This is a genomic window from Serratia sp. H402Y (genome assembly GCF_051172415.1).
Lineage (GTDB): Bacteria > Pseudomonadota > Gammaproteobacteria > Enterobacterales > Enterobacteriaceae > Serratia > Serratia ureilytica.
The window spans coordinates 278,555-291,726 of the sequence record NZ_JBPIYZ010000003.1 but is presented as its reverse complement, the minus strand read 5'-3'; the positions used below and the strand labels follow the sequence as shown (position 1 = coordinate 291,726).

The 13,172-nt window shown below is 55.5% G+C and carries 11 protein-coding genes; 10 read left to right on the top strand and 1 reads right to left on the bottom strand.

All coding sequences use genetic code 11. From position 1 onward, the window contains the following. Positions 1-248: 248 nt before the first annotated feature. The 4 genes from ACSBQS_RS18035 to ACSBQS_RS18020 all read left to right on the top strand — a co-directional run bounded on the left by ACSBQS_RS18035 (position 249) and on the right by ACSBQS_RS18020 (position 5,330). Complete coding sequence (locus tag ACSBQS_RS18035) at positions 249-821, top strand: sorbitol dehydrogenase family protein (RefSeq protein WP_197749906.1); 573 nt, start codon at positions 249-251, stop codon at positions 819-821. A gap of 3 nt (positions 822-824) precedes the next feature. Beyond that, complete coding sequence (locus tag ACSBQS_RS18030; RefSeq protein WP_033651316.1) at positions 825-2,480, top strand: GMC family oxidoreductase; 1,656 nt, start codon at positions 825-827, stop codon at positions 2,478-2,480. Next, positions 2,477-3,895 carry a cytochrome c gene (locus ACSBQS_RS18025; RefSeq protein ID WP_342164217.1) on the top strand — a complete coding sequence of 473 codons (1,419 nt, stop codon included), beginning with the start codon at positions 2,477-2,479 and terminating at the stop codon, positions 3,893-3,895. The genes ACSBQS_RS18030 and ACSBQS_RS18025 overlap by 4 nt, the downstream gene beginning before the upstream one ends. Positions 3,896-4,127: 232 nt before the next feature. After that, positions 4,128-5,330, top strand: a complete 1,203-nt coding sequence (locus ACSBQS_RS18020; protein ID WP_052764909.1) for a lactonase family protein — start codon at positions 4,128-4,130, stop codon at positions 5,328-5,330. A gap of 186 nt (positions 5,331-5,516) precedes the next feature. Here ACSBQS_RS18020 and ACSBQS_RS18015 read toward each other — a convergent pair whose 3' ends face one another. Further along, positions 5,517-5,855: a hypothetical protein gene (locus tag ACSBQS_RS18015; protein WP_164106428.1), complete on the bottom strand. Its 339-nt coding sequence runs from the start codon at positions 5,853-5,855 to the stop codon at positions 5,517-5,519. A gap of 499 nt (positions 5,856-6,354) precedes the next feature. On the opposite strand from ACSBQS_RS18015, the gene ACSBQS_RS18010 reads away from it, so the two are divergent. From ACSBQS_RS18010 to ACSBQS_RS17985, 6 genes are all read left to right on the top strand, one after another. Then, a complete protein-coding gene (locus ACSBQS_RS18010) occupies positions 6,355-7,650 on the top strand; it encodes a lysine N(6)-hydroxylase/L-ornithine N(5)-oxygenase family protein (protein ID WP_089195187.1) in 1,296 nt (431 codons plus the stop codon). Positions 7,651-7,700: 50 nt separating this feature from the next. Continuing rightward, positions 7,701-8,585: an ATP-grasp fold amidoligase family protein gene (locus ACSBQS_RS18005; protein ID WP_033651313.1), complete on the top strand. Its 885-nt coding sequence runs from the start codon at positions 7,701-7,703 to the stop codon at positions 8,583-8,585. Between the two features lie 615 nt (positions 8,586-9,200). Beyond that, a complete protein-coding gene (locus tag ACSBQS_RS18000; RefSeq protein ID WP_047026458.1) occupies positions 9,201-10,115 on the top strand; it encodes an alpha/beta hydrolase in 915 nt (304 codons plus the stop codon). Positions 10,116-10,531: 416 nt separating this feature from the next. Next, a complete protein-coding gene (locus ACSBQS_RS17995) occupies positions 10,532-10,942 on the top strand; it encodes a GNAT family N-acetyltransferase (RefSeq protein WP_089192255.1) in 411 nt (136 codons plus the stop codon). 27 nt (positions 10,943-10,969) lie between these two features. Next, positions 10,970-11,659 (top strand): helix-turn-helix transcriptional regulator, encoded by a 690-nt coding sequence (locus ACSBQS_RS17990; protein WP_033644646.1) that lies wholly within the window; start codon positions 10,970-10,972, stop codon positions 11,657-11,659. A 20-nt stretch (positions 11,660-11,679) separates the two neighbouring features. Next, complete coding sequence (locus tag ACSBQS_RS17985) at positions 11,680-12,981, top strand: cytosine permease (protein ID WP_033644921.1); 1,302 nt, start codon at positions 11,680-11,682, stop codon at positions 12,979-12,981. Positions 12,982-13,172: the final 191 nt, after the last annotated feature.

Below are 13,172 nucleotides of genomic sequence, written 5' to 3'. Positions count from 1 at the left end.
TCAGAATCTCACCACATAATTCCCTGCCGTTATTAAAAATAAACCAAAAATGCGGTCGGCACTCACCTTGTGATTTTTTGATAAATACCGTCCGTTGCCGCTGCTAATTTATCGACAGGCGTTCTTAAAACATCACATCGGTGAAGATCGTCATATCACTGTAATAGAACGCTTAATTTAGCCTGCTCACCCACTGATATTTTGGCCTTTTTTGGCTCTGGCATTAAACACCCGTTGAGAAAAAACATATGGAATATGGTTTATCAGACAATGGCGAACAGCCGGATCAACATGGCAAGGGCGTCAGCCGCAGAAATGTCTTGCTCGGCCTGGCGTCAACGCTTGTCGCCACCGCATTGGCCGGCGCCCCATTCCTCACGCTGGCGGAACAGCATACCGCCGCGCAAACCCCCCTGCTTTTTGCCCGTTTCTTCGCGCTCTCCCGGCAATTGACAGAACGTCAGGATATTGACCCTGGCCTTTCGGCTCGTATTTTCACTGCGTTGAGCCTCGCAAACCCGCAATTCTCATCACAGGTTGAGCGATTAAGCGCACGCGTGAAGGCCGGACAAAGCGCCCGGCAACTTCAGCAAATCGCCGGCCAACTGGGGCTCTCGGCATTGGTCTCGGCCATCGTCACCGCCTGGTATACCGGTACCGTGGGCCAGGGGGCAAACGCCAGTCTCATCGCTTATAAAGATGCCCTGATGTATCGCCCGGTTAAAGACGCCTTGATTGTGCCCACCTATTGCGGCAACGGCCCGCTTTGGTGGACCGTCGCCCCACCTGAGGTTAACGCCTTACTGCCCTCTGAGAGCTGAATCATGAAAAAACCGGTATTCACGGCTGATGGCGATGCCTCGGCCGATATTGTCATCGTCGGCTCGGGGATCGTCGGCGGCATGATGGCGGACCAGTTGGCCGGCCAAGGCTATTCCGTGCTGGTATTGGAGGCGGGCCTGCGTATCGATCGCGCGCAGGCCGTCGAAAACTGGCGCAATATGCCGTTTGATAACCGTGCGGGCTCCGATTTTCAAGGCTTGTACCCGCAATCAGCCTACGCCACCGCGCCGCTCTATTTTCCGCCAAACGATTATGTCGCGTTAAGTGGCCCAAGCGCGGACAGCTTTAAGCAGGGCTATTTACGCACCGTGGGCGGCACAACCTGGCACTGGGCGGCCTCCTGCTGGCGCCATCTGCCAAACGATTTCAAAATGAAAACGCTGTACGGGGTTGGCCGCGACTGGCCCATCGCCTATGACGATCTCGAGCCCTACTACTGCCGCGCGGAGGAGGCGATTGGCGTCGCCGGCCCAAACGATCCGGCCAAACAATCGCCTTCAGCGCGCAGCAAGCCTTATCCCATGGATATGGTGCCCTGGGCCCACGGAGATACGCGCTTCGCCGAAGTGGTCAACCCGCACGGTTACCGCTCCGTACCGATCCCCCAAGGGCGCAGCACGCGACCATGGCAGGGGCGGCCCACCTGCTGCGGCAACAATAACTGCCAACCTATCTGCCCGATTGGCGCCATGTATAACGGCATCCATCACATCGAACGCGCCGAAATGAAAGGAGCGCTCGTGCTGGCGGAAGCGGTGGCGTACAAAATCGATACCGATGGACAAAATCAGGTTACCGCCGTGCATTGGCTGGACAACCAAAAGCGGTCGCACAAAGCCAGCGCCAGCGCGTTCGTCCTGGCATGCAATGGCATCGAAACCCCGCGCCTGCTGTTGATGGCCGCCAATGCGCAAAACCCGAATGGGATCGCCAACAGCTCCGATCAGGTTGGCCGCAATATGATGGATCACTCCGGCTTTCACTGCACCTTCCTGGCGAAAGAGCCGCTGTGGCCAGGACGCGGCCCGGCGCAGAGCAGCTGTTTGGTCGGCCCGCGCGATGGGGATTTCCGCAAGCATTACTCAGCCAACAAGATGATCCTCAATAACATCAACCGCGTTTTGCCGGCTACGCGTCAGGCCCTGGCGCAGGGCCTGGTGGGGAAAGCGCTGGATGACGAGATCCGCCGCCGCGCGGCGCACGGCGTCGATTTGTCCATCAGTCTGGAACCGCTGCCCGATCCCAATAACCGTCTGACGTTGAGCGCAACGCGCAAAGACGCCCACGGTTTGCCTTGCCCGGACATTTACTATGACGTGGGGGACTATGTGCGAAAAGGGGCTGAAGCGGCGCACCGGCAGCTCAAGCATATTGGCCAATTGTTTGATGCCGATGAATTCACCATCACCACCAGCCTGAATGCCAATAATCACATTATGGGCGGCACCATCATGGGCAACGATGAGAAAAATTCCGTGGTGAACGGCGATTGCCGTGCGCACGATCATCCGAACCTGTGGCTGCCCGGCGGTGGCGCCATCCCTTCAGCCAGCGTGGTGAACAGCACGCTGACGATGGCGGCCCTGGGCCTTAAAGCGGCGGACGACATTGCCCGCAAACTGGCGGTGAAATCATGAGAAAACCTGCAAGGATAGCCTGGCTGGCGCTGCTCCTCGCGGCGGGCGGCGGCTCGGCGTTCGCCGCCGACGAAGGACCGTATTTCAGCGCCGAGCTGATTGAAAAAGGCGAGCGGCTCGCGGTGGCGGCGGACTGCCAGGCCTGCCACACCCAAACGGGAGGCGGCGAGCGATTTGCCGGCGGTTACAGCATCGCCACGCCGGTAGGCGTGATTTACACCACCAACATCACCCCCGACCAGGAAACCGGCATTGGCCGCTACAGCGAAGCGCAATTCGCCCGCGCCGTGCGTGAAGGCATTCGCGCGGATGGCACCCCGCTGTACCCGGCAATGCCTTATACGTCATACGTCAAATTGAACGACGAGGACATTCACGCGCTGTACGCCTACTTTATGAACGGCGTCGCCCCCGTCGTTCAGCACAACAGGCGAACCGAACTGCCCTTCCCCTTTAACCTGCGCTTTATCATGCCGGCCTGGAACAGTTTGTTTCTGGAAGAGGGGCATTTCAGCGCCGACAGCAGCGAAGATGCGCAATGGAACCGCGGCGCCTACCTGGTCAACGGCCCTGGACACTGCGATACCTGCCATACGCCGCGCAACGTGTTACTGGCTGAATACAGCGGGCAACCGCTTTCCGGCGCCATGGTCGGCAGTTGGTATGCGCCCAATATTACTTCCGACCCGATCAGCGGCATTGGCGGATGGAGCCAGGTTGAGCTAATCCAGTATTTGAAAACCGGGCGCGCGGCGGGAAAAAACCAGGCGGCGGGGGGCATGGCGGAAGCGATAGAAAACAGCCTGCAATATTTGTCGGACGACGATCTGGCCGCGATTGCCGCTTACCTGAAAAACAGTCCGCCGATCAGAGATCGACGCGATACGCGGCCGGCAGACAGCTTTGGCAAGCCGTTCAACGTTGAACCCGAGCTGCGCGGCGCGCATCCGCCGACCGCCAACGAGACGGTGATTGACGGCGCCGCCTTGTTCAGCGGCAACTGCGCCAGCTGCCACCAACCCGACGGCAGCGGCAGTCAAAACCAGGCCTATCCATCGCTGTTCAACAACACGGCGACGGGCTCGCGCAATCCCTCCAATCTGATCTCGGCCATTTTGTTCGGCGTCGAGCGCCGCGTCGGGGATCAACATATCCTGATGCCGAATTTCGGCCCGCAATCCTATGTCAATCCCTTGAACGACCAACAGATTGCGGCGATCGGCAACTATGTCTTGCAACATTACGGCAACCCCGCGGCGCACGTCACCGCCGAAGACGTTGCGATCCTCAGACGAGGGGGCCCGGCGCCCTTGCTGGCCGAGATGCAGCCCTATATGGCACCGGGGTTGGGCGGCGGCGCGCTGGCGCTACTGGCCGCCATCGCGTGGCGGGTGCGCAAACGCCGCGGCGCGTGATTCACGCCAATTAAAGCTCCCTACGCTGGCGGCCGCAGGGAGCTTGTCTGCCGGCGCGCAAGGCTCTGATGCCATACGCCAATGATGTGCTAAAAATAGGCCCCGCCGGCGTTTTGCACTATTTTGGTTATGTCTGCCTGTTCATTCTGGGCGGTGCCTCGCTACGACGATAAACCCTGTACACCGTTCGCCTCGGTCACAAAACACAGTCAATCACGCCAGGAGCCCGACCATGAAAAACGCAACGTTCCCCAGCATCGCCAAGTTTTCCTTTCTGTCTTTATTATTGCCGGCCTGGATCACCCAGGCCGCTCCCCCGCAGCCGCAGCCGGGCAGCACCGCGCAAATCGTTTTGATTGGCACCTGGACAGGGGAAAGAGACGGCGATCGGGTTCAGCCGCCCGTTTATCCCAGCCAGGGGATGTATCGGTTGGCGCTCAACGAAGACGGCAGCCTGCTGCCATTGAATCGCATAAAAATGGACAGCCCTTCCTGGATAGTTCTGAGCAAAAATCGCCAATTTGCCTATACCACCAATGAAACTCAGCAAGGCCAAATCAGCACGCTCAGGCTCGGCAAAGGCGGCGACCCGCAACGCATCAGCGGCATCGACTCGCAGGGACAAGAGCCGACGCATGCCGCCATCAGTCCAGACGGGCGCTACTTATTGGCCGCCAATTACTCCAACGCCCCCGGGCATGCCAGCGTCATCGTGGCCCCCATTCTCCAGAACGGTGAACTCGGCGAGGTGCTGCAGCGCTTTCCCTTCACCAAGGGCTCAGAGGCCGTTGCCGAACGGCAAGCCAGCGCCCATATTCACTCCGTCAACTTCACCCCCGACGGGCGCATGATGTACGCCGCCGATTTGGGCGGCGACATCATTCATGCCTTCTTCTACGACGCGGCAAATAAGGCCGCGCCGTTCAGGCTCGCGCCGGATTACGATTTGTCGTTTCCGCCGGGCACCGGCCCGCGACATATGATCTTTTCCGCAAATGGCAGATTCGCCTACGTGATCAGCGAAATGTCGGCGAATATTTTTGCCTACCAGATTAATAACGATCGGTTGGAGAACATCCAGACATTAGCGCTGACGGAAAGCGCCCGCGCGGATGCAAAGGGCGGCGGCGGGCTGGCGTTTTCCCCTGACGGAAAATACCTCTATGCGAGCAATCGCCAAAAAACCAACGAAATCGTGGGTTATAAAATTAACCCGGAGAATGGCAAACTCACGCTGATTGGCCGCACGCTTTCCGGCGGAATCGAACCGCGCGCTTTCGCCTTCGATAAAAGCGGAAAGTTTCTGCTAATCGCCAATGTGTTTAGTAATAACGTTACCGTATTACAACGCGATCTGGATACCGGCGAATTATATGGCAACGGCGTAAGCGTCCAGATAGGTACGCCAACTGACGTTAAATTTATCCACGAGTAAATTATTGCTGCGGCAATCCGTTTGTCGCAGCGCCAACATCGATTCTCTTGCCCACGAGCGCCATACTTTACCCCATTCCCATGGCGTTTAACGTTCAGGTAATGAGAATCATCATCAGCGGCAAAGGAATTATAAAAGAGAAGCGCCAAAACAATTCAAACCGGGTTGATATCATGGCGGCTACATTCAGGCAAGTTCCGGCGGCACACGGATATCCTTGCACGTCACGCCGTCGCTGAACCTAAACGAACCTAAACGTCGAACCGTCGGCCAATCGGTTTTTAATTGGCGCTTTTCCAACGTCAACAGGCGCCTCTGTATATAACATGAACATTCACTCATTGAAATTAATGCATATAGGGATAATTTCCCGCCATACAGGCCCGCAAACAACAAAACTGGGCGCATTGGCCGGTGTGAAAGCGGATACCCCCATGCCGCCCAGACGCAATAGCTCTCGCATCCAAAAGATAATAACACATTGAATACAATGATAAAAATACCATCAAAACGGCCTAATTTCATAATTTCACTTTAATTTCATCTTTTCAAAAAGCGCTCAACGCCTAATATCATGTTATTTCACCTTCCCAGAATCCCTTTTAACGCTATTCTAAGCAGCGAATACCTGATTCAAGAAACACAAGCCGAACGCAGAACGGCGTATACACGTTAACAGTCAATAGTCGATGCCAATCCCATGCGGCTTATCCTCTTTGCGGAGTGTCGTTTACATGGAATGATGAACGCGGTTTCTAAGATTATTGCTTAAGAATATTAATTAAACACATACGCACGCTTTCGCAGGGACTTTCATGGAAAGAAATACACCCGTAGCCTTTACCTGATGTGCTACCGAATTCTAAACGGGCATTTAAAAATGACGCATTTTTAACCCGCATATCTTTTAATTATTTTTAATTCATGTCGTTTACTTATAAGAAAAAGGCAGCCTGGTTGCTATAAGCCAACCCCTTTGCAGCCGTATTTCTGGGTATTATTCTCATTATACTGGAGCTTATTAATGAATCAGCGTTTCGATATCATCGGTATTGGCCTTGGCCCGTCGAATCTTAGCCTGGCGGCCTTAGGGAGCGAAATCGAGGGATTTACGGGGCAATTCCTTGAGCGCAAACCTCATTTCTCCTGGCACCCGGGCATGATTTTGGCTGACTGCAACATGCAAACCAACTTTTTAAAGGATTTGGTGAGCGCGGTTGCCCCAACCAATCCCTACAGCTTTCTCAACTATCTGGTAAAAAACCGAAAATTCTACCGTTTCCTGACGACCGAACAGCGTACCGCATCGCGTGAAGAGTTCGCCGATTACCTCACCTGGGCCGCAAGCGGGATGGGATCGTTGGCGTTCAATCAAGACGTTCAGCGAGTCGAGTTTGACGATCGGCAACGCCAGTTCGTGGTGACCACCTCACGGGAGGTCTTCCACGCCAGACACGTAAGTATCGGTATTGGCAAGAAAATAAAGTTACCTGATTGCGTGACGGCGCAAAACGATCGCTGTTTCCACGCCAGCGAAATGATGCTGCGCAACCCTAATCTGGCAGGCAAACGCGTGGCGATCGTCGGCGGCGGCCAGAGCGGCGCCGATCTGTTCCTGAATATTTTTAAAGGGGAATGGGGGCAGCCGGAACAACTCGACTGGATATCGCGGCGCAACAATTACAACGCGCTTGATGAGGCGGCCTTTGCCAATGAATATTTCACGCCAGATTACGTCGAGAGTTTCTACTCACTGGACAGCGCGGCCAAGCGGCATATGCTGGCCGAACAAAAGATGACCTCAGACGGCATCACCAGCGAGTCGCTGCTGGCCATCTATCGCGCCATGTACCACCGCTTCGACGTACTGCGCGAGAAATTATGGGTGCGCCTGCTGCCCAGCCGTTCGCTGACGGCCGTAAAACACACGCTGGATAACGCCTACCAACTCGAAACGCGTCATCATCTCGATCACGGCGAGGAAACCTTCAAGGCGGACGTGGTGATCTTTGCTACCGGTTATCAATCGGCGACGCCTGAGTTCCTTGCGCCTCTGGCCCACCGACTGTTGACCACGGCGGACGGCGAGTACCGCATAGCCCCGGACTTTACCTTTGAGTGGGAAGGCCCGGCGGAGAACTGCTTATTTGCGATGAACGCCAGTATGCATAATCACGGCATTGCCGATCCTCAGCTGAGCCTGATGGCGTGGCGTTCGGCCCGCATTCTTAATCGGGCGTTAGACCACCAGCCATTTGATTTGGGAACAACGCCGACAGCCATTCAATGGCGCAGTGAAGGCGCGCCACCCGCGTTTTAAATACAAGAACGTCTTAATCATTGTCACTATGCTTTGATGGAATTACGTATATGAAAAGACAAATAAACAAGTTCATTATGAATCAGTTGGCCGTATTGGCCCCCGAATTCAAGGCCAGGTTGATCTACAAAAGAGCATTTGGCAAACCGCTGAACTTGCAGGCGCCATCGACCTGGAATGAAAAAATCAATCACCTTAAGTTGAATGACTACAGTAAAAACGCCTTAGTCACTCAATGCGCAGATAAATATGCGGTTAGAGAGTACATCAAGGCAAAAGGATGTGAAGAGATCCTTAATGAGCTGTACTTTGCCTGTGATTCGGTACAGGAGATCCCATGGGAAACGCTGCCTGAGAAATTTGTCATCAAGGGAAATCACGGCTCAGGATATAATTTAATTTGCCAGAATAAACAATCGTTGAACATTAAAAGCGCCTCCCAGCTGATCGATGGCTGGATGAAAGACGATTACTGGAAAACCTATGTAGAACTCAACTACAAAGGGATACAAAAAAAGATCATTGGAGAAAAGTATATCGAATCGGCCAATGGTCACGGGCCTGAAGACTATAAAATTTATTGTTTTCGCGGTGTGCCTTACTGCACCTTGCTGTGCGTCGGCAGGGATACCGGGACGCCGAAATATTACTTCTTCGACAAAGATTTCAAGTTCCTTTGCTATAGCGAGGACTGCCTGGCGTTGAGCCAGGAGGAGATAGACGCCTTCGTGAAACCGGAGGGATACGATGAGCTGTTTGAGTATGCCGCTCGTTTGTCGGCGCCCTTCGAGTTCGTGCGCGTTGATTTCTACATCTCTCAGGGCCAAATCATTTTCGGTGAGCTGACCTTTACCCCCTCGGCCGGGCTGGATACGGATATTCTGCCACCGACCGATGTTTTGCTTGGCAAGATGCTGACGCTGCAACAGCACTGATTATCATCAACAAAAGGCGGCGCAATTCCCCTGCGTATCCATCAAACAGGAGATACCGGCCGGCGTTTTCGCAGGCCGCCCGCCGGTATCTCACTGTGGGGCGGCGGGCCGGCACCGCCCCGCCACCTGCGCTTTATCCACAGCGGAGTGGCTTGCACCGCCAAAGGGAACGTTCCCCTTTGGGCGACATAACCCCTTGAAAAACAATGGCATTAGAACATTAATAAGAATCGTTTACATATTTATAATAAAATGTTCTATATGTATAGGAAGCTATAATATAAGATACCGGAAAGTTTCCCTGGTGTTGTTGTGTGTCTTTGCCCTATTTTATAGGGCTTTTTTTTCGCTAACACCCATTGATGATTGAGTGTTTTTGCGCCCATCAGCAGATTATCCCCTCCCAAAAAACATAATCATTTCTAATTAATCGTAACCCTTCTTATTCCTGACTTGCCAATAATAACAATGAGTTGCTATTAACCCTGCGAAGCATCAGGCAGCCACCGCCTGATCCCGGCCGCACTTCGCTACTGAAATACCCGCCCGAAGGAGAGGTTTTTACTGGGCGCGTACCGATGCTAATATCGGCCTTTTTCGAGGACGCTGCCCCGCATGTTATTGTCTCACCGGCATTTTATCTGCACGCTTCTGGCGCTCGCCATCGGCTTTTGGTTGCCGACTGCCGTGCAGGCCAGGCCCGATCTGGAACGCAGGATCGGCGTGACCGTCGCCGATAGCGACTCTGCGGATTACCGCTTCAGCGATCTGCGCTTCACCTCCGCCGATGGTCAACGGCGTTACCGCGTCCGTATCGCCCAGCCGCGTCGGGCGCCTGCGCCTGACGGCTATCCGACGATTTATTTCCTCGACGGCAATGCGGTGCTGATGGAGCTGAACGCCAGCTTACTGGCCAGATTGGCGACGGCGAAGCGGCCACCGGTGCTGGTGATGATCGGCTATGACAACGATCTGCGCATCGATGCCGCCGGCCGCGCCTACGACTATACGCTGCCTCTGCCGACGGGCATGAAGAAACCGCCGCAGGGGGGCGGGGGCGCGGAGGCCTTCCTGCAATTGATGGAAACGCGGATCAAACCGGCGATCGCCGCCAAACTGGCGGTCGATCCGCAGCGGCAAACGCTGTGGGGCCATTCCTACGGCGGGCTCTTCGTTCTGCATACGTTATTCACCCATCCCGCCGCCTTCCAGCATTATATCGCCGTGGAACCCTCGCTGTGGTGGGGCAACGGCATGATCCTGCAAGAGGCGCAGCAGTGGGCGGAACGGCATCCGACGCCGGCGGCAAGGCTGCAGTTGTGGGTGGGTCTGGCGGAGCGCGATCGCGCGGCCCCGCCCGGCGTGAAGAGCCCTGCACTGCCGGCGAACGCGGCGCAAATGCTGGCGGAACGCCTGGCAAAGCTCGACGGTCTTACCGTCGGCTATCGGGAGTGGCCCGGCTTGGGACACGGCGCCATGCTGGGTGCCGCCATCGAGCCGGCACTGAACAGCGTGGCATATGAAGACTAAAGGAGGGTATCGACCGCATTTTCATCGGCGGCTCATATCTTCTGATAAGAAGAGCGTTTAATATCTGAGACAGCGCGCAGTCATCGCGGAACGGATGCGCAAAAACAAAGTGGCTCCCCCGTCGGCAAGTTAGCTTGCTCTATCCGGTGGAGCCATACAGTACTGCAGTTTTCCCTGTGGGGCCCTGGTGAGGCGCAAGTAGGAAAAGATGGTGTTGGCAGGGCATTTCAGCGTTTTAATACTGCCTGTTTCGCTATTTTCTTCACCCTGTGATGCTTACTATAAGCGCCCGCCTGCACGGCGGAAAAGGGTGAAAACCACCCTTGAAATACATTAATAAAAGTGATAATAGAAGCGGTTGGGGCGAAAGCGTCTAGTTCAGATTTGAATAATTAAATCAGGGGATTATATTAAAAATGAATATTAATATCACCGACAAACCCAACCCGCAGGATGAAGAGTTCGTTATCGACAGCCTCTGGGCGCACAACCATAAAACCCAGCCCGTAGACATTCACCCGCTGTTCCTGACCGTCACCGACGACAACCAGCAGATCGTCGGCGGTCTGGTCGCACGTACCTGGTGGGGCGGCCTGGAAGTACAGTATCTTTGGGTCGGCGAACAATGCCGCAAAAGCGGTTACGGTCGCCAACTGATGCAGCTGGCCGAAGAAGAAGCCCGCAAGCGCGGTTGCCATATGGCCTACGTCGATACCTTCGATTTCCAGGCCAGAGGCTTCTACGAAAAACTGGGCTACCGGGTCTATGGCGAGCTGGGTGACTATGCGCATCGCCATACCCGCCATTACCTGGCTAAAAGCCTGTAACGCGGCCTGAGCGGCGCAGAGGTGGGTATGGGTTCATCGCATAAAAATAATGAATCTTATTTCAAGGGCCTCATCACCATGATGGAGCACCTGAGCGAGCCCTGGGGCATCAAAGACCAGCTGTCCCGCCACCTCTATATGAACCGCGCCGCTTATCTCTATACCAATACGCCGCTGAATTTCGACGTCGCGGGAAAATATGACCACGAATTCCCCGCCGACTGGGCCGATTCCGCCGCCGACTTTATCGAGCATGACAAGATGACCGAAGCAGCGCGCGATCGGGTCACGGTCATCGAGACGCACTACTGGTATGGCAAAGACAGCCTGACGCCGTTTATCAGCGAAAAGCTGCCGGTCTACAACGATGACAAACAGGTGATCGGCGTGATCTGGAACGCCAAGCCGATGAACAGCCTGTCGCCGCTGAAATACATCAATCAGCAAAAACCCAGCATCTTGACCACCGAAGTTAACAACGAGCTGTTCACCCGCGCCGAGCTCGATGTCATTTTCCTTATGCTGCAGCGATTTACGGTGAAAGAGATCGCCAAAATCTATAACGTCAGCAATAAGACCATCGAAAACCGCATTTATAATATTTACCAGAAGGCCAACGTGCATACTCAGCAACAGTTTGAGGAGTATTGCAAATACGCCAACCTGGATAACTACATTCCCGATCGCCTGATAACCAAGGGCATTCAGTTTATTTGAACCGCAAGGAAGATCTCACCGTGATAAAGATCGAAGATTATCCGCTCACCCGGGTGCCGCAGGATAAAAGAGTCTCGTTTTTAAGCGTGGCCATCGTGCATATGGGCATGCTGACCGCGCTGGACCAGTTCATGCTCGGCGCCGTGCTCGGCAACTCCATGACGCTGATTGACGCCTTCACCGCCATTTTCGTCGGCAGCCTGATCTTCGGCGTGGTGACCTATGGGCTTGGGATGGCGGGCATGCGCGAAGGGATTTCCGGCAGCCTGCTGGCGCGCTGGTGCGGCTTTGGCCGCCTGGGCTCGGTGCTGATCGGCGTGGTCGTGGCCGTCAGCCTGCTGGGTTGGTTCGGCATTCAAAACGCCATTTTCGCCAAGTCGCTCGATTTCGCGCTCGGCAATAAGCTGGGCTTTGGCCTGGCCGCCGGGCTCTCGGGCACGCTGTTGACCATCCTGGTGGCATTCGGCTTCAAGGCGTTGCGCATCGCCGCCCGTATCGCGGTGCCGATGTTCATTATGCTGGTGGCCTATATTTCAGTGACCGCGCTTTCCGGCCATAACCTGCAGGAGATCATCCAGCTGGCGCCGCCGGGTGAACCATTGACCATCAGCGCCGGCATCACCATCGTCGTCGGCGGCGCCATCGTGGCCAGCCTGATGACGCCCGATCTGACCCGTTACTCCAAAAACGGCAAACACGTGCTCGGCGTTACGATCTTCACCATCGTCGCCGGCGAGTTCGTGGTGAATGGCCTGGCTATCCTGATCGCCAAAACCCTGGGCACCGCGGATGTGGTCACCATCATGTCGCAAGCGGCCGGCGGCGCCGGTTTGCTGGTGGTGGTGTTTTCCACCCTGCGCGTCAACGATCTCAACCTGTACTCCTCTTCGCTGGGCATCGTCAACGCGGTGGAAGGCATCACCGGCAAAAAGCTGAAGTACACCTACACCACGTTGGCGATCGGTATTCTGGGCACCACGCTGTCGGTGCTGGGCATTCTCGACCGCTTCGTCGACTTCCTGACGGTGCTTGGCGTGGTCTTCCCGCCCATTATCGGCATCATGTTGGTGGACTATTACCTGCTGCGCAGCCACCGCAAAATCCTGGACGAGAGCCGCCGTACGGGCCAGTTGCCGAACGAAACCCCAACCATCGGCTGGGCGGCGATCGTCGCCAGCATCGCCGGCGGCGCCGTTGGCCTGGCGACCGAATGGGGCGTACCGACCATCAACTCACTGGTGGCCGCCAGCCTGCTGTATTGGGTGCTCAAGCTGGCCTTCAGTCGGGCGCAAAAACCCCTGGCCTCGCAGAAGTCGCTCTGATTTTCGCACAGGCGTTAACGCACTCCTCCGATGACGGGGGAGTGTTTTATTGCTCGCAAAGTGCGGAGTTCAGCGCAAAGGAATAGGCCGATCGCGCAGACAAACGGCCGTGGTGATGAGGGTCCCTGGTGTCGGTAGCAAGCTATCCATTATGCTCAGAGTGCGGGAACATCCCCCTCTGAGCTTTTTAT

What these genes read in the sequence shown, in the direction of transcription:
- ACSBQS_RS18010 (WP_089195187.1), top strand. Translation starts at nt 6,355, where the DNA reads ATGAATCAGCGTTTCGATATCATCGGTATTGGCCTTGGCCCGTCGAAT.
- ACSBQS_RS17995 (WP_089192255.1), top strand. Translation starts at nt 10,532, where the DNA reads ATGAATATTAATATCACCGACAAACCCAACCCGCAGGATGAAGAGTTC.
- ACSBQS_RS17990 (WP_033644646.1), top strand. Translation starts at nt 10,970, where the DNA reads ATGGGTTCATCGCATAAAAATAATGAATCTTATTTCAAGGGCCTCATC.
- ACSBQS_RS18030 (WP_033651316.1), top strand. Translation starts at nt 825, where the DNA reads ATGAAAAAACCGGTATTCACGGCTGATGGCGATGCCTCGGCCGATATT.
- ACSBQS_RS18035 (WP_197749906.1), top strand. Translation starts at nt 249, where the DNA reads ATGGAATATGGTTTATCAGACAATGGCGAACAGCCGGATCAACATGGC.
- ACSBQS_RS18005 (WP_033651313.1), top strand. Translation starts at nt 7,701, where the DNA reads ATGAAAAGACAAATAAACAAGTTCATTATGAATCAGTTGGCCGTATTG.
- ACSBQS_RS18020 (WP_052764909.1), top strand. Translation starts at nt 4,128, where the DNA reads ATGAAAAACGCAACGTTCCCCAGCATCGCCAAGTTTTCCTTTCTGTCT.
- ACSBQS_RS18025 (WP_342164217.1), top strand. Translation starts at nt 2,477, where the DNA reads ATGAGAAAACCTGCAAGGATAGCCTGGCTGGCGCTGCTCCTCGCGGCG.
- ACSBQS_RS18000 (WP_047026458.1), top strand. Translation starts at nt 9,201, where the DNA reads ATGTTATTGTCTCACCGGCATTTTATCTGCACGCTTCTGGCGCTCGCC.
- ACSBQS_RS18015 (WP_164106428.1), bottom strand. Translation starts at nt 5,855, where the DNA reads ATGAAATTAGGCCGTTTTGATGGTATTTTTATCATTGTATTCAATGTG.